Below are 26187 nucleotides of genomic sequence, written 5' to 3'. Positions count from 1 at the left end.
CTTCGCACTCATTTACGCTTCGATAAATGCTCCACAAAATTCCGAACGCACAAGAGTGCGACGCAACGTGTGTTTTATACTTAGGTTTTGCCGGGCCAATAGTGAAATGCCTTCGCCACTGTCAGTCGCCTGACCAACAGCATCTTAAACCTTCAAATGCATTTTAAATAAAATCCCACCAAACCTCCTTTCCCAAACTTACCTCCCATAAACCCGGTTAAATTTTTTACTTTCCCCAAAGGTTTTATTATAAAAAGGCATCTTATCATATTACAAACCATTATTTGAACGAATCACATTTAATACAGCGTATTGCCCAAAAAGACGAAGCCGCCTTTAAAGAGTTGGTAGAAGCTTACCAGCACATGGTATTTAATGCCGTATTACATATTGTGCAGGATTTTCAGGAGGCTGAAGATGTGGCCCAGGAAGTATTTATTCAGGTATACCAGTCTGCTGCCGGTTTTAGGGGCGATGCCAAATTATCTACCTGGCTGTACCGTATAGCCGTTTCAAAAGCATTGGAATGGCAAAGAAAGCGTAAGGCAAAAAAGCGGGTGGGTATGTTAAAAGGCTTTTTAGGTATTGGCAATCATACCGAGGAATTGCCAACCACCTTTTATCACCCCGGTGTATTAATGGAGCAAAAAGAAAATGCGGCCTTATTACACAAAGCCATCCAGCAATTACCCGATAACCAGAAAACGGCTTTTATACTGGTTAAAGCAGAAAACCTTAGTTACGAAGAAGCCGCTGCCGTATTACAAACATCGGTGGCCGGTATTGAGGGCTTATTACACCGCGCCAAACAAAACCTTAGAAATATATTGAAACAACATTACCAATAAAGCAATTGTATGCAAACCAACAAGAACATTAACCAAATCATGAATGCTTTAGACGGTGCACAACCTGCCGAAGCACCTCCGTTTTTTTATACCCGCTTGCAGGCAAAAATGCAACAGCAGCTGGCTTATCAGCCGCCGGTATGGGTACGTTTTATTACAAGGCCGGCATTTATTATCGCCATGTTACTCCTATTTGTTACGGCAAATGGTATTGTAATTGGGCAATTAATCAATTCCGGCTCCTCACAAACAACATCCACTACACCCATGCAAAGTTTTGCCACCGAGTATAATTTGGGCGTATCATCAATTTTAGAAACCAAATAATTATACCATGAATAGCACCAATAAAAATAAATGGATGGCGATAGGCATTGTGGTGTTGCTGCTGGCCAATATTACCACGCTTACCGTTATTTGGTATATGCGTGCCGGCCAGCCTTTGCCTATTGGACCGCCACCGCCACAGAATCAAACCTTTGACTTTGTGGTAAAAGAACTGGCATTAAGCACCGAGCAGCAGGCGCAATATGCGGCGCTGCGCACCGAGCACCAACAGCAAACCAATAATATACGGTTGCAAATAAAACAGGAAAAAGATTCACTGTTTTCGCTAATTCAACAACCTGCAGTTGCTGATACTGCTATTCAGGCGCTGATTGAATTTACAGCACTTAAACAAGGCGAGTTGGATATGGCCACATTTACCCATTTTAGAAAATTAAGGGCTATTTGTACCCCAGCACAACAAATAAAATTCGATAGTATTATTGTGCAGGTAAGTCGTATGATTGGCCCGGCGGGCGGAGGAGGTAGGCCAGGCGGACCGCCACCACCACATAAACCCGGTGAAGAAAGGAGAGCAGGTGGACCACCACCACCGCCTGATAAAAATAATTAGTTCGTATAATACCTGTTTGTAGCCGGGCTAGGGTTATCAATTGAGCGTATTTGCGTCGCACACTTGTACTGTGGGTAATTAGTGGCAGCTGTAAACAGCCAGAATAGTTGCAGCGATATTAAGCAAAACCCTTGCCGCCACACCCCCGGAACGATGAAGTGCTTGCGACGCAAGAACCGATGCCATGAAAATATATAGCTGGTATTTAAAGCATTTAATTTATACCCCACATAAAAAAGCCTGCCATTAAACAAGGCAGGCTTTTTTATTGGTAAAATTAATTATGATTTTTCGCCTTCGAAATAATCTGTTTTGTATTTAAACAACACATTAAAAGTTGTAAGCGAGCCATAAATGCGGGTAATATATTGCTGCAGGTTTATCTTATCCTCATCGGTAAGCAGGTTATGGGCATTAATGCGCTGCTCCATTACACGCAGCCTATCCCTCAGCATCACAATCTTATGAAAAAAGGCATCAATGGGTATTTCTTTTTCTTTTAAACTATTGTCGCCGGGTTTTAAAATCATCACTCCGTTCTTCCATTTATCGCCCAACGAAACCACTTCTGTTACATCGCTCCATTCCCGCAAAATACGTATCAACGCATCTTCGGCCTCACTAAAACTGATATTGTATTCGGGTTCTATCCGCTCGGTAATGTCTAATGGCTGGTCTTTGCTTACCATTTTTATACCTTCTTCAATAAAGCAGATCTCGTATACTTTTTTGTGTATGCGTACTACCACGCCCACACCATAACTAACATGTTTAATTCTTGAACCTACGCCTAAGCCTTCCATTGTGCTTATTTTTTTGTTTGTATAAATGTTTACATTAATTCACTTAACTCCAGCCAGCGCAGTTCTTTTGTTTCCAGCTGACTGGTAATGGCAATCATGCGTTCGCTTATTTTATTTAGTGCTTCAAATGCCAGATTACCATTGCTCATTTGTACAGAAAGTTGTTCTTTTTCTGCTTCCAAAGCGGCAATTTCGGTTTCAAGCAATTCAAATTCCCGTTTTTCTTTAAAGCCTACTTTCTTTTTGGGTGCTGAGGCTACCGGTGCGGCAACGGTGTTGGATACGGTTGTTGTAGTAGCACCAGCTTCGGGCAGTGATTCGCCTTTGCCCTTTTTATCTTCCAGCTCTTTCCATTTATCGGCTTTCTTTTCGTTTTCTTTTAACCACATACGGTATTGTGTGTAGTTGCCGGGGAAATCCCTTACTTCGCCTTCGCCTTCAAACACAAATAAATGGTCTACCAGCCTGTCCATAAAATACCTGTCGTGTGATACAATCAGCACACAACCCTGGTAATCGGCCAGAAATTTTTCCAGTACGGCCAAGGTAGGCAAATCCAGATCATTGGTAGGCTCATCCAATATTAAAAAGTTGGGATTGGCAAATAAAACCGATAGCAATTGCAACCTTTTCTTTTCGCCACCACTAAGGCTTTGCAAATAAGTGTACTGTTTCTCCGGCGAGAACAGGAACAACTCCAGGAACTGCGCCGCACTAATGCTGCCACCCTTAGCCAATGGAAAATTCTCCGCAATATTTTTTACATATTCAATTACCCGCACATTTTCTTTTATCACCAAACCCTGTTGGGAAAAATTACCAAACACCACGGTTTCGCCTACATTTACTTTGCCGCTATCCGCCTGTTCAAGCCCCAGTAAAATATTCAGAAAGGTAGATTTGCCTACGCCGTTTTTGCCAATAATACCAATGCGTTCACCTTTATTAAAATAGTAATCAAAGCCTTTTAAAATGGCCAGATCGCCATAGCTTTTGTATACTTTTTTAAGTTCCAGAATTTTACCACCCAAACGGCTCATTTTTACTTCCAGCTGTAATTGGGCATCGGTAATTTTTTGTTTGGCCCGGGCTTCTACTTCATAAAAATTATCCTGGCGGCTCTTGCTTTTGGTGGTTCTGGCTTTTGGTTGCTTGCGCATCCATTCCAGCTCCTTGCGGTATTCGTTTTTGGCTTTATCTATGCTGGCCATTTCACTTTCTATACGGGCAGCTTTCTTCTCCATATAGTTTTCATAATCGCCACGGTACACATACATATTGCTTCTTTCCAGTTCCCATATTTCTTCGCAAACTGCATCCAGAAAATAGCGGTCGTGGGTTACCAGCAGAAGCGTAACATTTTCGCCATTTAAAAAATGTTCCAGCCACTCAATCATTTCCACATCCAGGTGATTGGTAGGTTCATCCATCATCAGCAGGGTGTGCTGGTGTTCAAAACCAATATCAATCAGGGTTTTGGCAAGGGCAACTCTTTTGCGCTGTCCGCCGCTTAAGTCGCGTACATTACCGGTTAGGTGGTGCACATTCAGGCGGGTAAGAATTTCTTTTACCTTGGCTTCAAATACCCAGGCATTCAGTTCATCCATGGCGCCCATAGCTTCTACCATGGCATCGCCATCGCCGCTTTCTTCAGCGGCTTCGTATTGGCGTATGGCAGTCATTACCGGGTGGGCAAGATGAAATATATTTTCCAGTACGGTTTTATCCTCGTCAAACTGTGGGTCTTGTTCAAACAGGGCTACGGTAACATCCTTATGTATCCATAACTTACCATTTTCCTGTACTTCTTTGCCGGCTAAAATGCGCAGCAAAGTACTTTTACCTACGCCATTGCGGGCAATAATGGCAATTTTATCGCCTTCATTCACGTGAAAAGAAATATTGTTAAACAGTGGCGTAATGCCATAACTCTTGGTTAAACCTTCGGCAGAAACATAATGCATAGCGGCAAAGATAACTTACGCAGGGCAGTTTTAAGGTAGGTTTACGGTTTTAACCGCGGCTTGTTTTGTTTTACAGCTATAAAACTGTTGGTTTAGTTGAATTAATTTATTGTAACCGGTTACCTGGATTCACCTGTTATGCGCCTGATTAACCATTTAGCTGCACCAAAACAATTGGCAATAAAAACATTCAGCAAATTATATTTTTGGTATTTTGTGCTGCTTGCCAATGCAGCATATAAACCAAACAATTGTTTTTCATTTTAACCACTGTTACCAATAATGAGCGAACAACCTCCTGCATCCACCTACAAAAAGTTAATACCGCTTCAATTGGCCGCTATTATTTTTCTTACCGTTTCCGGTGGCCCCTATGGGTTAGAGCCTTTACTAAGTTTTGCAGGTACGCATGGCGCTTTATTATTGTTGATAATTACGCCCATTGTTTGGGATATACCCACCATTTTAACCGTACTTGAATTAAATAGCATGATGCCCGTAACCGGCGGTTATTACCAATGGGTTAAAAGGGCACTCGGTTTACGTTTTGCATTTTATGAGGGTTGGTGGACCTGGCTATACACTTTTGTTGACCTGGCTATTTATCCGGTGCTATTTATCAGCTATGCCTCCTTCTTTTTCCCGGGCATTGAAGCGTATAAAATTCCGGTTTGTTTGGTAATTATCTGGTCATCGGTTGGTTTAAATATTTTGGGTATTGTACCTGTGGGTAAAACCTCACTTATATTGGGCGCACTGGTATTAATACCGTTTGTTATATTATTTGGGGTAGCCATTTCAGGTTTTAGTGGAGATTTTAGTTTGCCTTCGCCATCCCTGCAGGGACTTAGTTTTAATTCAATTGGTATGGCTTTGTATACCGTGATGTGGAATTTTCTTGGCTGGGACAATACCACCACCTATGCCGAGGAAGTGGATAAACCCATACGCACTTATATTAAATCTGCCAGCATTGCTTTTCTGCTCATCTTTGTGGTTTACTTTTTGGCTATTGTGACCGCCCAGCAATCTGGGGTAGATTATGCTACCCTAAACGATGAAGGTTTCCCGGTATTGGGTAGTATTTATGGCGGCTATTGGTTGGGCGCATTGTTATCATTAGGAGGCATGGCCAGTGCATTGGGTTTGTTTTCTGCTGTGTTATTGTCGGTTTCCAGGGTGCCGCAGGTAATGTCAGACGATGACCTGTTGCATAAAAAACTGCATACCCTGCATCCCAAATACAAAACCCCATATGTATCTATTATTGTATGCGCCTGTATTGTAAGCCTGATGATATTGTGGACTTTTGAAGAGCTGCTGATTATAGATGTAACCCTGTATGGCGCCGGTCTTTTTCTTGAATTTGTAACCCTGATTGTACTACGCATAAAAGCACCCGAAGAGCACCGGCCATTTAAAATTCCATTGAATATTACCGGTTTGTGCATCATGAGTTTATTGCCCGTAACCGTTTATTGCATTGCATTGGCGGCTGCTTTTTCTGAATCGGGTGGTACCATTGTGCCGGCATTGTTTGCGTTGGGCACCCTGCTAACTGCCGAACTGGTTTGGCAATTTATACAATGGGAAAAACAATACACTGCACGTAAAACAAAATATTGATACAGTAAAATGCTTATTGGCCCGGCCAATAACAAAGCAGGAGACTTTGTTGCGTCGCACTCTTGTACGTTCCGATACTTCACGCAACAAACCCTTTGTAATTATATAATAAGCCAATGCAATAAAAAGAGTTGAGCGTACCCTTTAATTTATTCTTTTATAAATTTAATTGAAAACTGCGCATTGGCTTGTTCTATTTTTAGCATATAATTACCCTTGTTAAGCTGTGCTATGTTCCAATTGCAGGCATTACCGGTTATTGTTGTAATGGCTTTTGTATTACCATTAAAATCAATAATTGAGAGTTTTGTTTTTTCAGCTGTGGGTAAGCCCTCAATATGTAAAGTATTTTTTACCGGATTTGGGTAAAGTTTTACTTCCTTTTCAATATAGTTTATTGAAATTGTATTTGAATATCCAATAATACCATCTGTACCTACCGCTCTAAGTCTGTAGTAGTTTGTACCATTTGTGGATTCATTATCTTCATAATTAGATTGCCCTGTATTATTGAAAATTCTAGAAATTTCTTTAAATACATTTCCATTATTACTCCGTTCAACTGCATAATATGCAATATCATTATCTCCTTTATTTTCCCAACTAAATCCATGATTATGAAGCCATTTCCGCAATCTTACATATATATCACTGTGCTGCTTTATTACATTATTATAACGTGCAAAGGCAAAATGATTTTCATTCGTAGCATTTAAAAATGAACTTCCAACTAAAATTATTTTGCCATCATCTTGCAATAATGCATCGGAACAAGTTGATGTATTTTCAATGTAAGTAACAGTTAAACCATTTGTTCCAAATGAAGAATCGAGTTCCCCATTTGAAGAATATCTGGCAACAGCAAATCCTGCATTTGAATAAAAAGGGTTTATTGAGCCTGCTGTAATTATTTTACCATCTTTCTGATATAATAATGATGAAATTGAAGTTTCGTTTTCAAATTCTGCTAAAAGTTTTCCATCAGTACTAAAAGAAGTATCAATAAGTCCATCTTTTTCAAAGCGCATTAATGCCATATTGGATTTTAGTTTACCACCAAATCCTCCAGCGATAATTTTATTTTCATCTTGTATTATTAAAGAATGTAATTCTGCACCTATCTTGTTTCCATAACCTTCCTTGCTCATTCCGCTGATTCCAAATTCGTTATCTATTACTCCGTTTTCTAGAAAGCGTACTAATATAAATTGTACCTGATTGCCCAAATAACCATAATTACCTCCGGTTATTATTTTGCCATCTTTTTGTAGGGTAACAGCTCTGTTCTCTACTTCATTATCAAACACAGTTAACGTTTTACCATTATCTCCAAAGCTATAATCCAATGTGCCGTCTTTCAGGTATCTCACCAGGAAATTTGTAAATATATCATTATCATTTTTTTGACTGTTTCCTGATATAATAATCTTATCATCTGCCTGAATTATCATACTCTTGAAAAGCTCATTTGCGCCCAAATCAGAAATAAGTAAACCTTCATTACCGAAAGAACTATCAATACTTCCATTTGTGTTATAGCGTACTAATGCAATATCAACAAGCCCTGAATTAAAAACGGTACCGCCTGCAATTATCTTTCCGTCGGTTTGAACTCCAACTGCATAACAGTGTTCAAATTTTAGAGGGAAATCTGTTATTACTCCTCCATTGGTTCCAAAAGAAGAATCAATGCTGCCATCTGAATTGTATTTTGCTACAAAAAAACCTGCTATGCCATTAAAGTAGGCATCACCCGCTGCAATTATTTTACCATCTTTGAGCAATTTTGCAGCATTAGAAACTCCCAAATAATTTTTATCTGTAACGACACCATTTTCTCCAAATGATTTGTCAAGGCTGCCAGATTGTGCTTTAATTGTATTGGTTGGCAAATAAGATGCAATTAAAAGGTAGAGTCCAAAAAGGAAGACTTTTTGTTTACGCATACCGCTTATTGTTATAGAGGGTTTCATATGTATACTTTGTTTTATTAAAGGATTTTTTACAAATTGATTTACAATAAATCAACAGGGCTTTTAGGAAGATATTGAAGAGTGCATAATGAAAATAGTATAAAATCTATTCAGATTGCGATTTATAGAGAAAATTTAATTTACCTGCGCTTTTGTTAGTTTGCCAATTGCTACGTTTGGTTGCTAACTTGTACAAAAGAAATGACAGGTTTCTTAACCCCTTTTTATTGTTTTACATTTTGGCTATAGAAAGTTGCCTTGTATACAACCGTACAAGTGTGCGACGCAAGGATGCCCAATGGTGGTACAAGTGTTGGGCTCAATAAAAATAATTAACAAAGCGCCAACCAATTGTTTAATTATTTTGTGAATCTATGAAGAGATATTTACCCAATGCCAACCTGCTTTTTAGGGTGTTTATGGTGCTAAGTTTTACCACTTGTTTTGTACTGGCCGGACAGGCACAAAAACGCATTTTGCAAGGGTATGTGCTGGATAGTATTAGCTACTCGCCATTACTTAAAGCCCATATTGTAAATACCCGTACCAATAAAACCGCCGAGGTAGGCGCGAAGGGCAGCTTTTCTATATTTGTAGCCCCCAACGATATTATATTTTTTACTGCAGATAATTACCATTTTAAACAGGTAAAATATACCACTTTGGTACCCGATACATTTTTTGTGTACCTGGCGCCACTGCCACACGAACTGGCAGCGGTGGTTGTTTCGGCAGTGGGATATACGAGGTACCAGCAGGACAGCATAAAACGCCGCCGCGATTTTTTACAGGATATGGGTACACCCAAAGCACCGGCTGCCACAAATGCCAATTCGGGTGCCGGTATTGGTATTAACCTTAACTATTTTAGCAAGGATGAAAAACGTAAGCGCCGTGCTTACGAGTTAGAAGCACAGCATGAAAAAGATGCTTATATTAAATACCGTTTTTCGGAGGAGATAGTTACTTATTATACTGGTTTTACCGGGGATACACTTAAAAAGTTTATGCTACAATACACACCAGATTACAATTGGCTGCGCACACATACCGGCGATGAGGATATACTGTATTATATTAATGATAAAATGCGTGTCTTTTTGGGTAAAAAGAATTAGCAGCACTTATTTCTTAAACCCCAATGCTTTTATATAACCCTGATTAGATACACAGTTTTCGAATTTGCAATTGTTTAAAAAGGCTTCCAGCGCCAGTTTTACTTCTCCTTTATTGGCAGGCATGGCATCACGTATTTCGCCAAAGGTAAAACGTGGTGTGTCGGCATATTGAATAACTGCTTTATAATAATCAGGTACGGAGAAAGTGATAATGCCCCTGGTATTATCCAGCTTTTTATAAGGCCAGTAATGCCAGCCTATATTATTTTTCTCCAGTGTATGGCGAAAGCCTTCTACCCACTCATCCGTATTTTCGCCGGTTTCTCCGCAATAAATCGGTACATTGTATTTATCGCGAAAATCAATATAGTCCTGTATTACAGCGGTGGTGGTATCTGTCCAGTATTTATGAAATGTGTATACCAGTTTACTGTCAAAAGGTTTACCGAATATTTTAAAATTAGAATCCCATTGTGCGCCACCTAAAAAGATAATATGGTTTTTATCTACCGTTCTTATGGCGGCAGTAATTTCTTTAAACAGTGGTTCCAGCATGGGGTTTAGCTTGGTGGTATCAGTAAAATGGGGGATGGGCTCGTTTAACAGATCGTACCCCAAAATAATGGGTTCGTTTTTATACCTGTTGGCAATGGATTTCCAAATTTGAATGGTAAGATCTCGGCTTGGTTTGTTCTCAAATAAATACGGATAACCATAGCTGTCGTCAATATTATCGCCAGTTTGTCCGCCGGGTGCACAATGCATATCCAGCATAATATAGAGATGTTCTTTTTTGCACCAGCCAATCACTTTGTCAAAAAGCGCAAATCCCCTTGCGGCACCTTCGCCACCCATATAATCTTCATTGGTAAATAGGCGGTAATTAAATGGCAGCCTGATGGAGTTCATGCCCAGGCTTTTTAAATAATGAATGTCTTCCTGTGTAATATAATTATCCAGGTATTCTTTCCAGAAAGCATTTGTAGCATCCGGACCAATCAATTCGGTAAAGCATTCATTGATCATTCTGCCCGAAGCAGTTTTATTAAACTTAAACATATAGCCTTCGGGTACCAGCCAGTTGCCCAGATTGGTGCCTGTAATTAAAAAAGGTTTACCATCGGGGTCAATTACATCCTTCCCTTTGGTGCTAATAAATTGGGCATTGGCAATAAATCCTGTAAATAAAAAGGCAAGCAATGCAATTAGTATGTTACGCATAATGATAATGTTGAGTGCCGTTAATCTATCGGCCGTACAAAAAAATATTGTGTTTATGGCATCCAGCTTTTTTGTAGAATGCCGGATAATTGGTTATAAGGAATAGTATAGCTAATAAGTCCCATGGCATAAGGTGTAACTTCGTATTGATTGTAGTGCATTAGTAAGCCATCTTTTGTTAAAGCATAAAACTGGGGCAGGGGCAGGCTATCGGTTTCTAGTAAAAATCCTGCATCCTGGTAAGTAGCACCCGCCGCCATATCTTGTTCTTTTCGCATAATGGAATCATTCACCCTCATCAGTAATGGCAGTGCATTGGTTTCCAGTAAATCTGCCCATTGCAATTGCTTGCCATTGTTGTTTAACGTGTATAATAAAGATACATTACTGCCATGTGCGCCGCCGGTAAACTCACTTATCTGCATTTCCATACTCAACAGCAACGGAGTGTTATACAGTATTTTAACATCAGCTGAATAATACCAGCCGTTAAAAGAGGCACTGGTATGAGATTCTGCCGTGGTGGTTACAAAACTGTCCACCTGTTGTTGTGCCGAGCTAAAATTATTAAAAGCCGTTTTTTGCAATAAAGCATTAATGCTGTCTGCCAATGCACCGCCACTTACCACCGGGTAGCTAATACTCGCTGTATACAAATCCATTGAATCTTTCACTTCGGCATTTTGCTCTGTTTTTTCAACCATTGTATAGGTGAAGGGCAAAGTATCTATCAATACAATATTGGCGCCCTCATTTTGTTGATTGCCCTGTTCACAGGCCATCAACAAAGCCATACATGCAATGGAAAAAAGCCAAAATTTCCTCATAAATATTATTGTGGTAAACCTGCTTATGAAGCGTTGCTATAATAATTTAATCTTGATATTTTTAAAACAAACCCCGCTACCATCCACACCGCTATGCGATGCCTGAAAAGCAATATGGCCTTTTTTGGTGGCACCATAACCTGGTTCGTTTTTCCATTTTCCATTGGCTACAGCCTGTTTCCAGGTATCGCTCCATAATTGGTAGTCGGCAACTTTTTGTCCATTTAACCAATGTTCTACATGGCCTTTATTTACAATAATGGTGGTTTTATTCCATTGGCCCGGTGCTTTGGCAGCTTTTACAAGAGGTGGCTGTATGGCATAAGCCGCACCTGTTTTTTGCCAGTCTTCTATTTTTTGTGGAAAATTATCATCGTCTATTAATTGGTATTCCGGGCCAGATTCATAGGGATGATCATATTCCTCGGTTGCCATATACATAATGCCACTATTGCCTAAGGGAGAAAGATTCCATTCCACCGTTAGTTCAAAATTTTCATAGGTATCGGTCGAAATAAGATCCGGGTTTTGGTCGCCGGCCGGCTTTTGGCTGCAAATGGTATTATTGGTAATATTCCATGAGCCCGGAATATTTTTATAGGTTCTCCATCCATCTAAACTGGTGCCGTTAAAAAGCAAAATCCAGCCTTCTTTTTTTTCTTTTTTGGTAAGTTGGTTATCTGTGCCGGTGGTTTTTTTACCAGGATCGGCATATACAAAACTATTGGCAACAACAAGTGTAAGGGCAGCAAATACAATAAAAGCCAGTTTTCTATTTTTCATAATGTATTGTTTTATACGGCCTTGAAGGTATGAAAATTAGTATACCAAAAATGGCTTACAACTAATTTACATAAGCTGCAAATGTTTGTGTACCCGGCTTCAGTGCAATGGTTAAGCCCGGTTGCGTCGCACTCTTGTGCTGTATTAACAATATGCGGCAATAAACAGTGTATTACATGCAGTTGGCTGAAGCGGTTTGTATTTAAAAAAGCTGCCCTTTGATACGAACGTACAAGAGTGCGACGCAAGTAAAGCCTCATGCATTTACTGCTGTTTGGTGCATAACTATTGATGTAAAGCAAATGCAGCCTCAATAGAATTTCATAAGTTCGTTGTTCTAAATTTTACTTATGAAAAGAATAATAATAGCTGTTTTGTTATTGGGCCCTTTGATGGCAATGGCACAAAACCTGATGACACCAGAATTGCTTTGGAGACTTGGCCGTGTAAGTGCTGCAGGCATTTCGAAAGATAAAAAATATGTGGTGTATAAGGTGGGCACACCTGATGTAGTAGCCAATAAAAGCAGCACAAAAACTTATATGGTTCCTGTAACAGGCGGCAACCCCATTGAAGTAAACAACACAGATACTTTATTGGAAAACGACAGAATTTCGCCCGACGGAAAGTATATTATTAGCAGCGCAGATGTTCGCTTGCAAAATGTAACCGGCGCAGATACATATGCCGATTTACCCAAAAGCAATGCATACATATACACTTCTCTTAATTACCGCCATTGGGATGAATGGGAGGATGGTAAGTTTAGCCATGTTTTTGTATCACCTTATGTAAATGGTATTGCTATGGCTGGTAAAGATATTATGATGGGAGAAGCATTTGATTGTCCGCAAAAACCCTTTGGCGGCGATGAGGATTTTATTTGGAACCCGGATAGCAAACATGTTGTGTATGTTAGTAAAAAGAAAACCGGCACCGCCTATGCAGTAAGCACAAATACAGACTTATATGTTTATGATGTGGAAGGCGGTTTTACAAAAAATATTACAGAAGACAATAAAGGTTATGATGTAAACCCGGCCTATAATAGTCGCGGTGATTTGGCTTGGTTAAGCATGAAGCGGGATGGCTACGAGGCCGATAAGCAGGATATTATTGTATGGGATGGGGTTACCAAAATGAATCTTACCCAACAATGGGATGCCATACATGTAGAAAGCTTTAAGTGGAGTGAGGATAACAGGAACATATTCTTTATAGCACCTGTTAATGGAACACTGCAATTATTTGTGGTGGCCTATCCCGGCTTAACAAAAATGCTACCAGTAATGCGCCAGCTTACAAAAGGCGATTTTGATGTGTCTGGCATAGTTGGGCAGGCAGATAATGGGGTAATTGTAACCCGTACCGACATGAATCATGCTACAGAGCTATACAACGTAAGTACAGTAGATGGCAGTATGGTACAGCTAACGCATGTAAACGATGATATTTACCGTACCCTGGCCATGTGTAAAACCGAAAGAAGATTTGTTACCACTACCGATCATAAACAAATGCTGGTTTGGGTAATTTACCCTCCGGGATTTGATAAAACAAAAAAGTACCCATCTTTACTGTATTGCCAGGGAGGGCCACAATCATCCCTAACCCAATTTTATTCTATGCGCTGGAACTTTCAGTTGATGGCTTCTAACGGGTATATTGTTATAGCACCTTGTCGCCGTGGTATGCCGGGTTTTGGTACACTTTGGAATGAACAGGTAAGTAAAGATTGGGGCGGACAGGTGATAAAAGATTATCTGAGTGCTATAGATACTATATCAAAAGAACCTTTTATTGACAAGGATAGAAGGGGTTGTGTGGGCGCCAGTTTTGGTGGATTTTCGGTATTTGCTTTGGCAGGAGCGCATAATCACCGGTTTAAAAGTTTTATTTCTCATGATGGGATATTTGATTTTAAAAGCATGTATGGCACAACAGATGAAATGTTTTTTGAGAACTGGGAAAAGGGTGGCCCTTATTGGGATAAAACCAATGCAGTTGCTCAGCGTTCTTTTGGGCAATCGCCCAGTAATTTTGTTGATAAATGGGATACACCCATTATGATTGTACAGGGTGGAAAAGATTACCGGGTACCCATTGAACAGGGGCAACAGGCTTTTCAGGCGGCACAGTTAAGGGGTATAAAAAGTAAGTTTTTGTATTTGCCCGATGAAAACCATTGGGTTTTGCACGCACAAAATGCATTGGTTTGGCAAAGAGAGTTTTATAAATGGCTAAAAGAAACCCTGTAAATTGTTAAAAAGCCTTGAAAGCGAATTTCAAGGCTTTTTTAATTTATTGCACTGCCTTGCCTGAAAGCCTTTCCTGTATTGCATTATAGCTTTTTAATATGGCCTAAATATGTAAAATACAATTTTTCGTTCAGGCATTATTCAATATTATTGCACCTGTTTTATAAAGCATATTTGCGGTATAATTGCTATGATGTATGCTTTTTGAGGCACATAGAATTGAACCTTGCAGTGTGCGACGCAAGAGCAGCTTAATAAATTTACTTATGCCGGGCTAACACAATTGCTCGATTAATTTGTATAAAAGAAACCAACACTAATATGAAAAAGGCTTTATTTATTTTTGTAATTATTTTTTCTGTTACTGCAGCCAATGCCCAATATAAGCAGTTAAATGTAAGGGGTGGTGCTACAATTTCTTCACTTTATGAAACATATACCAGCAATAAAAGTCTGGTAATTGGTGCCGAAGCCGGACTGGGTTACCGCAAAGTATCTAAACATAACTGGGGTTTTGAAACCGGCATTTATTATGCTGGTAAAGGAACTAAATTTAATAATACAGGAGTTAAAGTGCATTTGGATTATGTAGGTGCCAATGCAGATTTATTATATAATTTTCCATTAGTGCATAACAATGATTTATTGTTTGGTGCAGGCGTGTTTGTGGCCGATGCCATTGGCGGTAAATCTACCAAAGACAGCACAGGCGCCTCAGAAAAACTGGTTTTTGGCGATGACTGGACAAGATTTGATGGTGGAATTGAAGTAAGAGCCGGATTTGTAATAAACAAGACCGTTACCATTGGTGCGCATTATGGTATTGGTATTTTTAACATCCATTCCGACCTTGACCCAAGGGGCAGAAGCAATAAGGGCCGTAGTTCATCAGCTACTGTAAATGTTGAATTTAACTTGTATAAATTAATGGGTAAAAAATAAACCATTTCATAAAATATTTAACGCCTGGCTAAATGCCGGGCGTTTTTATTTGGTGTAATTTCTCTCGCCAAAAAGCAGGCTGCCTACCCTTATCATATTACTGCCATGGGCAATTGCCAGGGCATAATCACTGCTCATACCCATTGATAAAATGGATGGTTTATAATTATCGGTGTTAGGTGCTAACTGGTAATGCTGGTATAAATTATTAAGGTAAGTAAACTCTGCTGCAATTACTGTGGTATCGCTGGTAAATGAGGCCATGCCCATAAAACCCTTTATGACAATATTGTTAAGTCCGGCGTTTGGTAAATCTGCCATTGCAGTAGCCAGTTCTGCTTCGTTAAAACCAAATTTGGTTTCTTCTTTTGCAATATGAATTTGTAAAAGGCAATCAATGATGCGGTTATTTTTCTGGGCCTGTTTATTTATCTCTGTCAATAGTTTAAAACTATCTACACCATGAATCAGGTGCACAAAAGGGGCAATATATTTTACCTTATTGCTTTGCAGGTGCCCAATAAAATGCCAGCGAATATCATCCGGTAAAGCCCCTTGTTTATCAACCAATTCCTGTACATAATTTTCGCCAAAATCTCGTTGGCCCAAATGGTATAAAGCCTCAATATCTGTTGCTGGTTTTGTTTTGCTCACCGCTACCAATGTAGTGTTGGTGGCAGCAATTTCATCCCTGATGGCTTTATAGGCTTGTGTATTAATACCCAAAATATATTTTTTTGCAAAGATAAAAGCTATTCATTGCTAAAGCCATTTTACTATTGGCCCGGCCATATAATTTTATAGCAGCCCACTTGCGTCGCACTCTTGTACTGCAACAAAAAATGGAGCAAAATATTGATGTAAACCAAATGGCCATTATAACAATACATCAGCAAATTCTGATTTCTTATCAAAAACCGATTTGGCAAAAGGGCAGAGTGGTAAAATTTTTATGCCTTGTATTCTGGCAAAATCCACAGCAGCTTTTACCAGTTGGTAGCCCACATTTTTACCGCGCAAGGCATCGCTTACTTCGGTATGATCAATTATCAATTTATTCTCTGCCGGCATGGTATAAGTCATGGCTGCCAGTGGTTCATCTGCCGTACCTACATAAAACATGCCTTTGTGGCCATTTTGTTGGTGTATAATTTCCATAGTGTTAGTTTGTTTTTATACTTTAAAGAATATCTTTTTCTTATACAGAAAATAGCACATACCCCATTCCAACGCAAAAATACAGAGTGATGAAATAATGCCGGTTAATGTTTCAGGTGTATTAACCCAGCTTAATACACCACCGCTGATAGCCCTTATATAATCATTAAACCACCGGGAGGCAACAATTTCAAAAAACAAATAAATGAAAATAGAGTTCATGCCCACGATGGTAAAAAACAATAAATAATTGTGATGATTTTTCATATCAATCCACCAATAGCATACAGCCAAACCTGCCAAACACCAACCCAGTGATGCAAAGGTGAAAGAGCTGGTAGCTATTCGTTTAATGATGGGTGTAATACCCGCAAAGTCAAGTCCATAACCAATTACCAGACAACTAATACTGGCAATAACCATGATGCGTAATTTTTGGTTGCTGTTACTTAAAAAAAGTTTACCGGTAATAGCCCCTGCAATGGTATGTACTGCAGTAGGTATACAGTTGATGGCCACCCATCCACCACTATTTATTTTATTCATTAGCAACAGGTCAATATAATTGCCAAAATTATGCTGGTCAGTAAAAGGTTGGTCAAACCCGGGCACATTAGTAAAGCGGTATAAAATTTCAGTAAGCAATAATGATCCTATGCAAACCAGCATTTGTGCCTTGGTACTCCATTCAAAAATAAGAAATGCCACAAGCGTAGTAAATGACAATTGGGTAAGTACATCCCATAATTCAAAAGATAAACCGCCGGGCCTAACGGCATAGTCTAAAACTCCCCAAAAAAACAACCAGCCACAGCGTTTCAGAATTTTTTTAAAAGATGCATTCCAGCTAATGCCCTGTTGCTTTTGTTTATGTAAAGAATAGGCCATTGCTGCACCGGCCATATACATAAACCCGGGTTGTATAAGATCCCAAAAACGCAGACCGTTCCATGGGTGATGAAAAAACTGCAGAAATAATCCATTAAGCATGGTGCCTTCTGTTGCTTTAAACAAGTGTTCAAATAAACCGGTGCTTTCCATTGCCAGCAGCACCATTATAAAACCACGCATAAAGTCCAGTGATTGCAGCCTTTTCAGGCCATCTAATGTATTGTTAGTTTGTTGCATAAGAGGGATACTATTTGATGTACAAAGTAGTTTATTTCTATTGATTTTTGTACAAGCGATCACAATCGATTGCGTAAAATATTGAGGGCTGCTCAAAAAAAATTTTGTTCGTTTCATTTTTTGGTTACATATTCGCACTGCAATGCAAACAATACAATTAAATAATCATTGGTGGTGGCATACAATCCTTTTCCGGGGCTTGTAATGGCATGGCCATTATTATTCAACATATTTGAGCCCCGACTGGATTGTCGGGGTTTTTTATTTGTGCAAATACCCATTGTATTGAATAGCTGAATAGGATATCTGAACGTATAAGTGTGCGACGCAAATGGGCCTGATAGCTTTACCGGTGCCGGGCTTATATTAATTGAAATTGTACACTTACTTGTATAGTCGGGAAAAAAATATAGACTTATTATGAAGAAAATAGCCATAAAAACCACGTACAAAAAAATGCTGAGCGATGTGTATACGCCTGTAGGTATTTACCTGCGTTTGCGTGATCGTTTCAGGGATACTATTTTACTGGAAAGTACTGATAACCGTGCTGCGGAAAATAGTTTTTCTTTTATTGGTATTAATGCAATTGGCGGTATTGAAATAAGCAATTATACTCAACTGGAATTAAAATATCCCGGCATGCCGCCAGAGAAAAAATCCATTGCCCATGTAACAGATGTGCCGGGTATGTTGTGGGATTTTATGCAGGTGTTTGAGGTAGAAAAAACCGATGTAAAAGCATTGGCTGCTGCACAGGGCTTTTTTGGATACAGTAGTTATGATGCAGTGCAGTTTTTTGATACCATTCAATTAAAATCTGCTGCAGCCACTAATGCCAATGCCATTCCCTTAATGCGCTACCGCTTATATCAATATGTAATTGTGCTGAATCATTTTAAAGATGAAATGTATTTGTGCGAGAATACTATTGCAGGTATAGAAAGTGAAATAAGTGTGGTTGAATCTCTTATTAAAAGCAAGGATGTACCTGTATATCCTTTTAAACTGGCGGGTGCAGAATCTTCGAATATGACGGATGAGGATTATGTTGACATGGTGAAAAAAGGTATTCAAAGTTGTTTCAGGGGCGATGTATTTCAAATTGTGTTAAGCCGCAGGTTTCAGCAAAGCTTTACGGGAGATGAGTTTAACGTGTACCGTGCTTTGCGCAATATTAACCCTTCGCCCTATTTGTTTTATTTTGATTATGGCGATTATAAATTAATGGGCAGCAGCCCAGAGGCTCAGCTGATTATAAAAAATGGCAAAGCCATTATGCATCCCATTGCAGGCACATTTAAACGAACCGGTGATGATGTAAAAGACAAAATAATTGCCAGCGAGTTATTACAGGATGCCAAGGAAAATGCTGAACATACCATGCTGGTTGACCTTGCTCGCAACGATCTTAGCCGCACCTGTACCGGTGTAGAAGTGAGCCATTACCGTGAAGTACAATATTATTCGCATGTTATTCACCTGGTTAGCGAGGTAACGGGCAATGTTAGCGCAAATACCAATCCGTTTCAACTGCTTGCAGATACTTTTCCGGCAGGCACATTAAGTGGTGCACCCAAGTTTAAGGCAATGGCTTTGATAGATAGCTACGAGCCAACCCCACGCAGTTACTACGGTGGCTGTATTGGTTTTATAGGTTTTGACGGCAGCTGTAATCAGGCTATTATGATAAGAACTTTTTTAAGCAGAAACAATACACTCGTTTGTCAGGCAGGTGCCGGTGTGGTAGCTAAAAGTGTTCCCGAAAGCGAATTGCAGGAAGTTAATAACAAATTAGGGGCCTTAAAAAAAGCCATAACGCTGGCGCAGGAGCTTTTATAATGTTGGCCGGGCTCTAATACAAATGGCAGCCTGCTTGCGTCGCACACTTGTACTGTATAACTTATATCAACAAGCACATAATGAAAATATTAGTATTCGATAATTACGACAGTTTTACATATAACCTGGTTCATCTGGTAGAAAAAATTACCCACGAGAAAGTGGATGTTTACCGCAACGATCAGATACCGATGGAGCAAATTAATAATTACGACAAAATTATTTTATCGCCCGGCCCTGGTGTACCAGAAGAAGCTGGGTTATTGCTGCCATTAATAAAAGAATATGCCGCCACCAAATCTATACTGGGCGTATGTTTGGGGCATCAGGCCATAGGTCAGGCATTTGGTGGGGCATTAACCAATCTTACCAGTGTGTATCATGGTGTAGCCACGCCTATTAATGTTATAAAAAATGATGCTCCGTTATTTGAAGGATTACCTGCTACTATTGAAGTGGGGCGATATCATTCATGGGTGGTAAACCGTGAAGGTTTTCCCGCTGAACTGGACATTGCTGCAGAAGATGATCTTGGTTTTATCATGGCATTGCAGCATAAAACCTACGATGTACAGGGCGTACAGTTTCATCCGGAAAGTGTTTTAACACCGGCAGGTGAACAGATAATGCGTAACTGGCTTAAGAGATAAAAGCAGGCTATATAGCGATATGAACGCACAAGAGTGCGACGCAAGTAAAGCTGCAGCTTTTGCAAAAGCCCGGTAACAACAAATAACCAATTTATTAGAACGTTAGAAGTAAGCAAATAAGAACATGAAAAAAATTCTCCAATACCTTTTTGAACACAAAACTTTGTCTGCAAATGCAGCAAAAGATGTGTTGCTTAATATTAGTAAAGTCATGTACAGCGAACATGAAGTAAGTGCTTTTATTACGGTGTTTTTGATGCGTAGTATTACCATTGATGAGCTACAAGGCTTTAGGGATGCATTGCTAGAATTGTGTGTGCCAGTAGATTTGAGTGATTACGAAACCATTGATATTGTAGGTACTGGCGGCGATGGCAAAAACACCTTTAATATTTCTACATTGAGCTGTTTTATTGTGGCTGGTACTGGTCAAAAAGTAGCCAAACATGGTAACTATGGTGCTTCTTCTATAAGCGGAGCTTCTAATGTAATGGAGCAATTGGGATATAGTTTTAAGAACGATACCAGTCGCCTGCAAAAAGAAGTGGAGGAAGCCAATATATGTTTTTTACATGCGCCTTTGTTTCACCCGTCTTTAAAGGCTGTTGGCCCCATTCGCAAAAATCTGGGCATACGTACATTTTTTAATATGCTTGGGCCCATGGTAAATCCGGCTAAACCGGCGTTTCAGTTGGTGGGCGTGTATAATCTTGAAATGGCCCGCATTTATAATTACCTGCTGCAGCAATCAGGCAAGCCATTTACTATCATTCATAGTCTGGATGGTTATGACGAAATATCTCTGACCAACGATACCAAAGTAATTACCCGCGAAGGAGAACGTATTTTAACGCCCATTCAATTGGGTAAAAGACTCGTATCCGCCGAAGAAATTTATGGTGGCAATACAGTGGAAGAAGCGGCAAAGATTTTTAAAAAAATTATTAAAGGCGAAGGCAGTTGGGCACAAAATGCTGTGGTGTTGGCCAATGCAGCAATGGCATTGCATTGTACCGGTAAATACAGCACGTATGATGATGCCTATCATGCTGCCGTAGATAGCCTGGAGCAAGGTAAAGCCTATGATTGCCTGCAAAAACTGGTAGCGCTGCAATAAGCATTGTTTTAGTGTAATTGAAAAGTTAATAACAGTAATGAATATTCTTGAAACGATAGTAGCCCAAAAGCATATTGAAGTAGCCGAACGCAAAGCCGTAAAAGGGATAGATGCCTTGGAGCAGGAGCCATTTTTTGCAAGACCCACTTTATCGCTGCGCAGTTTTTTATTAGATGATACCAAAACTGGCATAATTGCCGAGTTTAAAAGAAAATCCCCATCAAAAGGGGTTATTAATGTGGTGGCAGATGTAGTTACTGTAACTGGGGCTTATAGTACGCATGGTGCATCAGGTTTGTCGGTACTAACTGATGAACTATTTTTTGGGGGCAGCACAGCAGATTTGTTGCAGGCAAGGGTACATGCCACACCCATTTTGCGTAAAGATTTTATGATTGATGCCTACCAGTTTTATGAAGCCAAAGCCATGGGTGCCGATGTGGTATTGTTAATTGCAGCCTGTTTAACCGTTAAACAGGTGCAGGAATTTGCTATTCTGGCAAAAAGCCTTGGACTGGAAGTGCTTCTGGAAATACACAATCACGAAGAGCTGGCACATATTTGTGATGAGGTAGATTTTGTTGGCGTAAACAATCGCAACCTAAAAACGTTTGAAGTAGACATTAATACTTCTTTGCAGTTGTTCCCGCATATACCGGCAAATAAACTGGCTATTGCAGAAAGTGGTATCAGTAATACCGATACAATCATAACTTTGAAGCAGGCTGGTTTCAAAGGATTTTTGATTGGCGAAAATTTTATGAAACAGCCAAACCCAACGATTGCTTTTGCTGATTTTGTTCATCAACTCCAAAGCCATTCGAAAGTTGGCTAAGGAAACAAACTGCAATCAACAATGGATGTAAACACAGGCACAGGTAATGTTATTGCAAATAAGCGTTTGCGGGTAAAAGTATGTGGCATGACAAAACCCGAACAGGTACATACACTGGACGAAATGGGTGTTGAGTTTGCCGGGTTTATCTTCTATCCAAAATCGCAGCGGTATGTATTTAAAACCATGCCGGCCACTGAAATAAAAAAGATAAAGGGCAAGATAAATAAAGTGGGTGTTTTTGTAAATGCCGATCCAGATGAAGTACTAAAAACCGTAGATGATTGTGGTTTATACCTGGTACAGTTACATGGCGATGAAAGCCCCAGGGTTTGCGAAAAAATTGCCAGCTATGTTTCCGTTATTAAAGTGTTTCGTATAAGTGAGGATGATAATATAGAATGGAAAATACGGGAATACTACGATGCCGCAGATATGTTTCTTTTTGATACCGAGGGTGCTGGTTATGGAGGTACAGGCAAAAAATTTAACTGGCAAATGCTAAAGGGTTTAAACATTCGCAAACCATTTTTTTTAAGTGGAGGCATTAGTCCGGATGATGCAGCCAATCTTCGGGCATTTCAGCAGGAGGCGGTGGCCAAAGACCTGTTTGCTCTGGATATTAACAGCAAATTTGAGATAATGCCCGGCGTAAAAGATATGTGTCTGGTTCAAAATTTTTTAACGCAATTAAAGGGATAGCAGTAGCCAGGTGTCAGGTTATTATGGCATCGCCGCTTGCGTCGCACACTTGTACTGCAGAGCAATAATCATAAGGGGGTTAAAACGAAAAGTATAATATATAAATATATAAAAAGTGCAAAAAATGCACGACCAGCACGGGTTTGAGCCGAAAACGCACATTTTTGCTATTAAAACGAAAAGTACACATTGCTACCATTTGAGGTTATTTTTTTGGCCCGCTTTGCTCCAGTATGGTTAACCTGGCTTCAAGATCAATCATTCTTGTGTACATTTCTGAAGGGCTTCTCATTTGGCGACTCATATAGGCTATTGCATACCAGACTTCCAATATATCTTCTGGTGGCACGATAATATTTGGATACTCTTCGCGGTGTTTAATATTGTCTGACTTTAAGATCAGTTTATTGTCTGTTTTAATCCTATTTAAGCACCGCTTAACTACAACTCCATCGGTGCGTGTTACTATCACATATACCCTGTCATCCCTGATTTCATTGATTTTTTCAACGAATTGCGTTACTAAAATATCCCGATCATTAAATGTTGGGTACATACTAAGCCCTTGACTTTCGAAGAGTCTAAAAGTGCCATTTGTAAACCCTGGTAACCGGTAAGTTGGCAGGGTTTGTATGAATTCTGTATCACCGTAACCAAGCAAATAACCTGCCCTGGCTTTTACGGGAACCATGACCATATTATCGTTGCCATGGCTATCTATGGTAATTACTTTGGGTATACGGCTATAGACAGCCATTTCTTCATTAAAATGGTGTTGTTGGGGCTCAACCTTACCCCAAACCTTACCTGAATCCTTACCCTTTTCGACCTTTTTTGAAGAGAATCCAGAACCGTTAAACCTTACCTCTTTCAAATCGATTTCCAATAAATTCGACAAATCAACGCTAAAATATGTGGCGATAGTGATTATTGTTGCTATATCTGGCTCACTGTGCCCCGTCTCATAATTAGAAAACGTATTTCGCTTCAAACCCAATGCTGTAGCGGCTTCATCTTGTGTAAGCTGCTTTTGTTTCCTTAAATAATTAAGGTTTGATGGAAAGAAATTTGGCATTGATTAATATTTTTTTGTCGAATAATTTGGTATTGTCGATTTTATTGGAATATATTTGTGTCCTGTAAGAAAGGACAAAAACACAGTCGATAAAAGTATGGAAAAAGTAAACACAAGAGACGTAGAAAAAGCCGCAATCATTAAAAAGACGGCCAGAATCTGTACCGTTTCAGACAGCTTAGTTCAGAAGGTAATCCGCGGTGACCGGGATAACGAGATTGTTTTAAGCACCTTCATGATCCTCAGAGATATTGACAATAGCATGGTAGAAGCGGTTAAAAAAATGCTCCCATTTGACCTACCGTACAAGGGAGTGACACAAGAAAAGCTGAATACCAAATCAATTGCCTGCTCACCAATAACAGCCAACTAATTTCCGCATGAAATATAATAGCAATAACATATTGTGTATTGAAGTTGACGACCTGGTTGCAGCCGGTTTTGTTGAGGAGAATATCCATAAGGGCGTTTGTGTTGGCTATAGCACTTTGCCAAATATGAAGGAGAATGGCCGATTATTATTCCCGTTTGATCAACTTGGCATTCGCTACAAAGAGGCCATTGAAAAGCGATTTGGCAACCCATACAACTATATGGCCAAGGCTCCACTACGTAACCTGATTCAAAAAGATATAGCTGCGGCGGCGTTTTACCTGGAATATTCGTTTGACGGTACCAAGAAATTACCCCGCCAGCCTATTGATTATGTGACGAAATATACCCAGTGTGCCAGCGTGCTTAATATGATGATTAAGGCCGAAACCGACAAGAAAGAGCTTAAGAAGTTTGCCGGAAACATGGTGAACTTTTACGATAAAATGATTGAAATTATTACCGAAGACCGCATTGATTTACCCACCACTTATATTACCCTGCGCCGTAAGATTAGCGATTATAAAGCCAATGGTTACGCCAGTTTAATTAGCAGCAAGTTTGGCAATAAGAACAGCGCCAAGATTAAAGACGAGGTTAGCGAAAGTTTGCTGCTTACCTACCTGGAGCATCACAACCAGTTTGATGACGAACAGGTTTGCAGGTTTTACAATTTAGCTGCCGTGCCAATGGGGTATAAGGCAATAGATCAAAGTACAGTTGGAGTTCACCGGCGCAAGCGCATGGCTGAAATAATGATAGGTCGCCAGGGTAACGCTAAATTTTATGACACCTATAGCACCAGTATGAAGCAACGCCGCCCAAGCTGCGCGCTGGCCCGCCTGGAGAATGACGATAACGATTTAGATATGTACTTCTGGAAAAAGGAAGTGCGAAAAGGCAAGAATTTTACCAACTACTACAAACGCGTTAAAATGATTGTGGTGGTAGACGCATTAAATGACTACCCACTTGGCTGGAGCTATGGCGAAGAGGTTAGTGTTGAACTGGTACGCGCCGCCTGGTTAGATGCAATGCATCATATAAATGAATTAACTGGTAGCTGGTATTTGCCACACCAAATTAAGAATGACCGATGGGCATTAACAGGCTTACGCCCTTTTTACCAAAGTATATGTGTTGACTATGTAGACAATACCCTTGGCAGTAAACGCAACCGATACATTGAACAAAGCTTTGGAAAAAAGTGGCATAAAGATTTGAAAGAGATTGCACTAGTAGGCTATGCAGGCCATAATATGAGCAGCCAAACCCGTATAAACCCAGATGCATTAAACAATAACCTTAAGAACGTACCCCATATAAGCGAAGCTCCAGGATACATAAGCCTTTTCATAGATAAAATACGCAACCGCAAAAACGAGAAGGGCCAAACTTTAACTGAACAATGGAAGGCCAGTTTTGCCAGCAGCGAAATTGCCCAGGAGCGCCAAATTAGCTACGCCCACATGCTGGATTTGTTTGGGGTACGCCACAGTGTTGCCAGCGCAAGAAACCCAGAGTTACCCAATAGTATTACCAAGGAAGGTGTTGTTTGCCGCCTGAATAATGAAGAGTACACTTACGATGTTCCTGATACTATTAGGCTGGATTATACCGGTGCCAATGTGCAGGTTATTTATAGCCCTTTAGATGTGAGCAGGGTGTTGGTTACTGATTATAAAAAACTGCGTTTTATTGCCAACACCACTTATATAATGCCAAGTGCAGCTGTTGATTTTACCGAAAATGATAACAAGGTTTTCTGGGCTAAAATGACAGCAAAACGCAAGCTTGTAGAATGGGTTGCAGAACAAAAAGCCAAGCGCCAGGATACGCTTAACGCTGCCGGAATTGATGCCAACGGATTACTACAGGCTGGCATATTGACTAAAGAAATTAAGCAAGAGGCCGAGGCTTACCTGCAAGCCGCAAACGGTAAAGAGCTGGCCGCTATTGAAAATAATGTGCAGCAGAATGATGCGCATTTTAACTACCAGAAAGAACGTGCAAATGTTGACTTTTTCTTAGACTAAAATTATAA

General features: G+C 39.9%; 24 protein-coding genes. 14 read left to right on the top strand and 10 right to left on the bottom strand.

The window, feature by feature from the left end:
• The first annotated feature begins 284 nt into the window (after nt 1–284).
• From GD597_RS03930 to GD597_RS03920, 3 genes are read left to right on the top strand one after another with little or no spacing between them, the layout of a single operon-like run.
• Entirely contained in the window at nt 285–848 is a 564-nt protein-coding gene (locus GD597_RS03930; protein WP_171606506.1) for an RNA polymerase sigma factor, read from the top strand.
• 9 nt (nt 849–857) lie between these two features.
• A complete protein-coding gene (locus GD597_RS03925) occupies nt 858–1175 on the top strand; it encodes a hypothetical protein (protein WP_171606505.1) in 318 nt (105 codons plus the stop codon).
• Nucleotides 1176–1182: 7 nt separating this feature from the next.
• Nucleotides 1183–1749 carry a Spy/CpxP family protein refolding chaperone gene (locus GD597_RS03920; protein ID WP_171606504.1) on the top strand — a complete coding sequence of 189 codons (567 nt, stop codon included), beginning with the start codon at nt 1183–1185 and terminating at the stop codon, nt 1747–1749.
• Between the two features lie 281 nt (nt 1750–2030).
• Here GD597_RS03920 and GD597_RS03915 read toward each other — a convergent pair whose 3' ends face one another.
• Both GD597_RS03915 and GD597_RS03910 read right to left on the bottom strand, forming a co-directional pair.
• Nucleotides 2031–2552 carry a hypothetical protein gene (locus GD597_RS03915; RefSeq protein ID WP_171606503.1) on the bottom strand — a complete coding sequence of 174 codons (522 nt, stop codon included), beginning with the start codon at nt 2550–2552 and terminating at the stop codon, nt 2031–2033.
• Nucleotides 2553–2581: 29 nt separating this feature from the next.
• Nucleotides 2582–4516, bottom strand: a complete 1935-nt coding sequence (locus tag GD597_RS03910; protein WP_171606502.1) for an ABC-F family ATP-binding cassette domain-containing protein — start codon at nt 4514–4516, stop codon at nt 2582–2584.
• A gap of 282 nt (nt 4517–4798) precedes the next feature.
• On the opposite strand from GD597_RS03910, the gene GD597_RS03905 reads away from it, so the two are divergent.
• Complete coding sequence (locus GD597_RS03905; protein ID WP_171606501.1) at nt 4799–6142, top strand: APC family permease; 1344 nt, start codon at nt 4799–4801, stop codon at nt 6140–6142.
• 149 nt (nt 6143–6291) lie between these two features.
• On the opposite strand, the gene GD597_RS03900 is transcribed toward GD597_RS03905, so the two are convergent.
• Nucleotides 6292–8115 (bottom strand): T9SS type A sorting domain-containing protein, encoded by a 1824-nt coding sequence (locus tag GD597_RS03900; protein ID WP_171606500.1) that lies wholly within the window; start codon nt 8113–8115, stop codon nt 6292–6294.
• 374 nt (nt 8116–8489) lie between these two features.
• Between GD597_RS03900 and GD597_RS03895 the strand changes: the two genes are divergently transcribed.
• Nucleotides 8490–9233, top strand: a complete 744-nt coding sequence (locus GD597_RS03895) for a hypothetical protein (RefSeq protein ID WP_171606499.1) — start codon at nt 8490–8492, stop codon at nt 9231–9233.
• A gap of 6 nt (nt 9234–9239) precedes the next feature.
• Here GD597_RS03895 and GD597_RS03890 read toward each other — a convergent pair whose 3' ends face one another.
• From GD597_RS03890 to GD597_RS03880, 3 genes are read right to left on the bottom strand one after another with little or no spacing between them, the layout of a single operon-like run.
• Nucleotides 9240–10454, bottom strand: a complete 1215-nt coding sequence (locus GD597_RS03890) for a glycoside hydrolase family 5 protein (protein ID WP_171606498.1) — start codon at nt 10452–10454, stop codon at nt 9240–9242.
• Nucleotides 10455–10507: 53 nt separating this feature from the next.
• Entirely contained in the window at nt 10508–11281 is a 774-nt protein-coding gene (locus tag GD597_RS03885) for a DUF3298 and DUF4163 domain-containing protein (RefSeq protein ID WP_171606497.1), read from the bottom strand.
• A 36-nt stretch (nt 11282–11317) separates the two neighbouring features.
• Nucleotides 11318–12064: a 3-keto-disaccharide hydrolase gene (locus GD597_RS03880; protein WP_171606496.1), complete on the bottom strand. Its 747-nt coding sequence runs from the start codon at nt 12062–12064 to the stop codon at nt 11318–11320.
• A 350-nt stretch (nt 12065–12414) separates the two neighbouring features.
• On the opposite strand from GD597_RS03880, the gene GD597_RS03875 reads away from it, so the two are divergent.
• Both GD597_RS03875 and GD597_RS03870 read left to right on the top strand, forming a co-directional pair.
• A complete protein-coding gene (locus GD597_RS03875) occupies nt 12415–14322 on the top strand; it encodes a S9 family peptidase (RefSeq protein WP_171606495.1) in 1908 nt (635 codons plus the stop codon).
• A 321-nt stretch (nt 14323–14643) separates the two neighbouring features.
• Entirely contained in the window at nt 14644–15264 is a 621-nt protein-coding gene (locus tag GD597_RS03870; protein WP_171606494.1) for an outer membrane beta-barrel protein, read from the top strand.
• A 45-nt stretch (nt 15265–15309) separates the two neighbouring features.
• Here the strand turns inward: GD597_RS03870 and GD597_RS03865 are convergent, their stop codons facing one another.
• The 3 genes from GD597_RS03865 to GD597_RS03855 all read right to left on the bottom strand — a co-directional run bounded on the left by GD597_RS03865 (nt 15310) and on the right by GD597_RS03855 (nt 17550).
• Entirely contained in the window at nt 15310–15990 is a 681-nt protein-coding gene (locus tag GD597_RS03865) for a YggS family pyridoxal phosphate-dependent enzyme (protein ID WP_171606493.1), read from the bottom strand.
• Nucleotides 15991–16140: 150 nt separating this feature from the next.
• Nucleotides 16141–16422, bottom strand: coding sequence for a GNAT family N-acetyltransferase (locus GD597_RS03860; protein ID WP_171606492.1), 282 nt, complete (start codon nt 16420–16422; stop codon nt 16141–16143).
• A gap of 15 nt (nt 16423–16437) precedes the next feature.
• Nucleotides 16438–17550 carry an acyltransferase family protein gene (locus GD597_RS03855; RefSeq protein WP_171606491.1) on the bottom strand — a complete coding sequence of 371 codons (1113 nt, stop codon included), beginning with the start codon at nt 17548–17550 and terminating at the stop codon, nt 16438–16440.
• Between the two features lie 420 nt (nt 17551–17970).
• On the opposite strand from GD597_RS03855, the gene GD597_RS03850 reads away from it, so the two are divergent.
• From GD597_RS03850 to GD597_RS03830, 5 genes are all read left to right on the top strand, one after another.
• Complete coding sequence (locus GD597_RS03850; RefSeq protein ID WP_171606490.1) at nt 17971–19392, top strand: anthranilate synthase component I family protein; 1422 nt, start codon at nt 17971–17973, stop codon at nt 19390–19392.
• A gap of 80 nt (nt 19393–19472) precedes the next feature.
• Nucleotides 19473–20042, top strand: a complete 570-nt coding sequence (locus GD597_RS03845) for an anthranilate synthase component II (protein WP_171606489.1) — start codon at nt 19473–19475, stop codon at nt 20040–20042.
• A gap of 124 nt (nt 20043–20166) precedes the next feature.
• Nucleotides 20167–21159, top strand: coding sequence for an anthranilate phosphoribosyltransferase (gene trpD, locus GD597_RS03840; protein WP_171606488.1), 993 nt, complete (start codon nt 20167–20169; stop codon nt 21157–21159).
• A gap of 37 nt (nt 21160–21196) precedes the next feature.
• Nucleotides 21197–21994, top strand: coding sequence for an indole-3-glycerol phosphate synthase TrpC (gene trpC / locus GD597_RS03835; RefSeq protein ID WP_171606487.1), 798 nt, complete (start codon nt 21197–21199; stop codon nt 21992–21994).
• A 21-nt stretch (nt 21995–22015) separates the two neighbouring features.
• Nucleotides 22016–22696: a phosphoribosylanthranilate isomerase gene (locus GD597_RS03830; protein WP_235954173.1), complete on the top strand. Its 681-nt coding sequence runs from the start codon at nt 22016–22018 to the stop codon at nt 22694–22696.
• Between the two features lie 205 nt (nt 22697–22901).
• Here GD597_RS03830 and GD597_RS03825 read toward each other — a convergent pair whose 3' ends face one another.
• Nucleotides 22902–23771: an XRE family transcriptional regulator gene (locus GD597_RS03825; protein WP_171606486.1), complete on the bottom strand. Its 870-nt coding sequence runs from the start codon at nt 23769–23771 to the stop codon at nt 22902–22904.
• 97 nt (nt 23772–23868) lie between these two features.
• On the opposite strand from GD597_RS03825, the gene GD597_RS03820 reads away from it, so the two are divergent.
• Together GD597_RS03820 and GD597_RS03815 are read left to right on the top strand one after the other, a co-directional pair.
• Entirely contained in the window at nt 23869–24144 is a 276-nt protein-coding gene (locus tag GD597_RS03820; RefSeq protein WP_171606485.1) for a hypothetical protein, read from the top strand.
• 7 nt (nt 24145–24151) lie between these two features.
• A complete protein-coding gene (locus tag GD597_RS03815) occupies nt 24152–26179 on the top strand; it encodes a hypothetical protein (protein ID WP_171606484.1) in 2028 nt (675 codons plus the stop codon).
• The last annotated feature ends 8 nt before the right edge of the window (nt 26180–26187 follow it).

It is taken from the genome of Limnovirga soli (assembly GCF_013106755.1).
GTDB lineage: Bacteria > Bacteroidota > Bacteroidia > Chitinophagales > Chitinophagaceae > Limnovirga > Limnovirga soli.
This window is presented reverse-complemented; position numbering and strand designations above follow the sequence as displayed.

Coding starts and splice junctions, on each gene's coding strand:
- GD597_RS03925 (WP_171606505.1), top strand. CDS start 858: ATGCAAACCAACAAGAACATTAACCAAATCATGAATGCTTTAGACGGT.
- GD597_RS03920 (WP_171606504.1), top strand. CDS start 1,183: ATGAATAGCACCAATAAAAATAAATGGATGGCGATAGGCATTGTGGTG.
- GD597_RS03915 (WP_171606503.1), bottom strand. CDS start 2,552: ATGGAAGGCTTAGGCGTAGGTTCAAGAATTAAACATGTTAGTTATGGT.
- GD597_RS03910 (WP_171606502.1), bottom strand. CDS start 4,516: ATGCATTATGTTTCTGCCGAAGGTTTAACCAAGAGTTATGGCATTACG.
- GD597_RS03905 (WP_171606501.1), top strand. CDS start 4,799: ATGAGCGAACAACCTCCTGCATCCACCTACAAAAAGTTAATACCGCTT.
- GD597_RS03900 (WP_171606500.1), bottom strand. CDS start 8,115: ATGAAACCCTCTATAACAATAAGCGGTATGCGTAAACAAAAAGTCTTC.
- GD597_RS03895 (WP_171606499.1), top strand. CDS start 8,490: ATGAAGAGATATTTACCCAATGCCAACCTGCTTTTTAGGGTGTTTATG.
- GD597_RS03890 (WP_171606498.1), bottom strand. CDS start 10,454: ATGCGTAACATACTAATTGCATTGCTTGCCTTTTTATTTACAGGATTT.
- GD597_RS03885 (WP_171606497.1), bottom strand. CDS start 11,281: ATGAGGAAATTTTGGCTTTTTTCCATTGCATGTATGGCTTTGTTGATG.
- GD597_RS03880 (WP_171606496.1), bottom strand. CDS start 12,064: ATGAAAAATAGAAAACTGGCTTTTATTGTATTTGCTGCCCTTACACTT.
- GD597_RS03875 (WP_171606495.1), top strand. CDS start 12,415: ATGAAAAGAATAATAATAGCTGTTTTGTTATTGGGCCCTTTGATGGCA.
- GD597_RS03870 (WP_171606494.1), top strand. CDS start 14,644: ATGAAAAAGGCTTTATTTATTTTTGTAATTATTTTTTCTGTTACTGCA.
- GD597_RS03860 (WP_171606492.1), bottom strand. CDS start 16,422: ATGGAAATTATACACCAACAAAATGGCCACAAAGGCATGTTTTATGTA.
- GD597_RS03855 (WP_171606491.1), bottom strand. CDS start 17,550: ATGCAACAAACTAACAATACATTAGATGGCCTGAAAAGGCTGCAATCA.
- GD597_RS03850 (WP_171606490.1), top strand. CDS start 17,971: ATGAAGAAAATAGCCATAAAAACCACGTACAAAAAAATGCTGAGCGAT.
- GD597_RS03845 (WP_171606489.1), top strand. CDS start 19,473: ATGAAAATATTAGTATTCGATAATTACGACAGTTTTACATATAACCTG.
- trpD (WP_171606488.1), top strand. CDS start 20,167: ATGAAAAAAATTCTCCAATACCTTTTTGAACACAAAACTTTGTCTGCA.
- trpC (WP_171606487.1), top strand. CDS start 21,197: ATGAATATTCTTGAAACGATAGTAGCCCAAAAGCATATTGAAGTAGCC.
- GD597_RS03830 (WP_235954173.1), top strand. CDS start 22,016: ATGGATGTAAACACAGGCACAGGTAATGTTATTGCAAATAAGCGTTTG.
- GD597_RS03825 (WP_171606486.1), bottom strand. CDS start 23,771: ATGCCAAATTTCTTTCCATCAAACCTTAATTATTTAAGGAAACAAAAG.
- GD597_RS03820 (WP_171606485.1), top strand. CDS start 23,869: ATGGAAAAAGTAAACACAAGAGACGTAGAAAAAGCCGCAATCATTAAA.
- GD597_RS03815 (WP_171606484.1), top strand. CDS start 24,152: ATGAAATATAATAGCAATAACATATTGTGTATTGAAGTTGACGACCTG.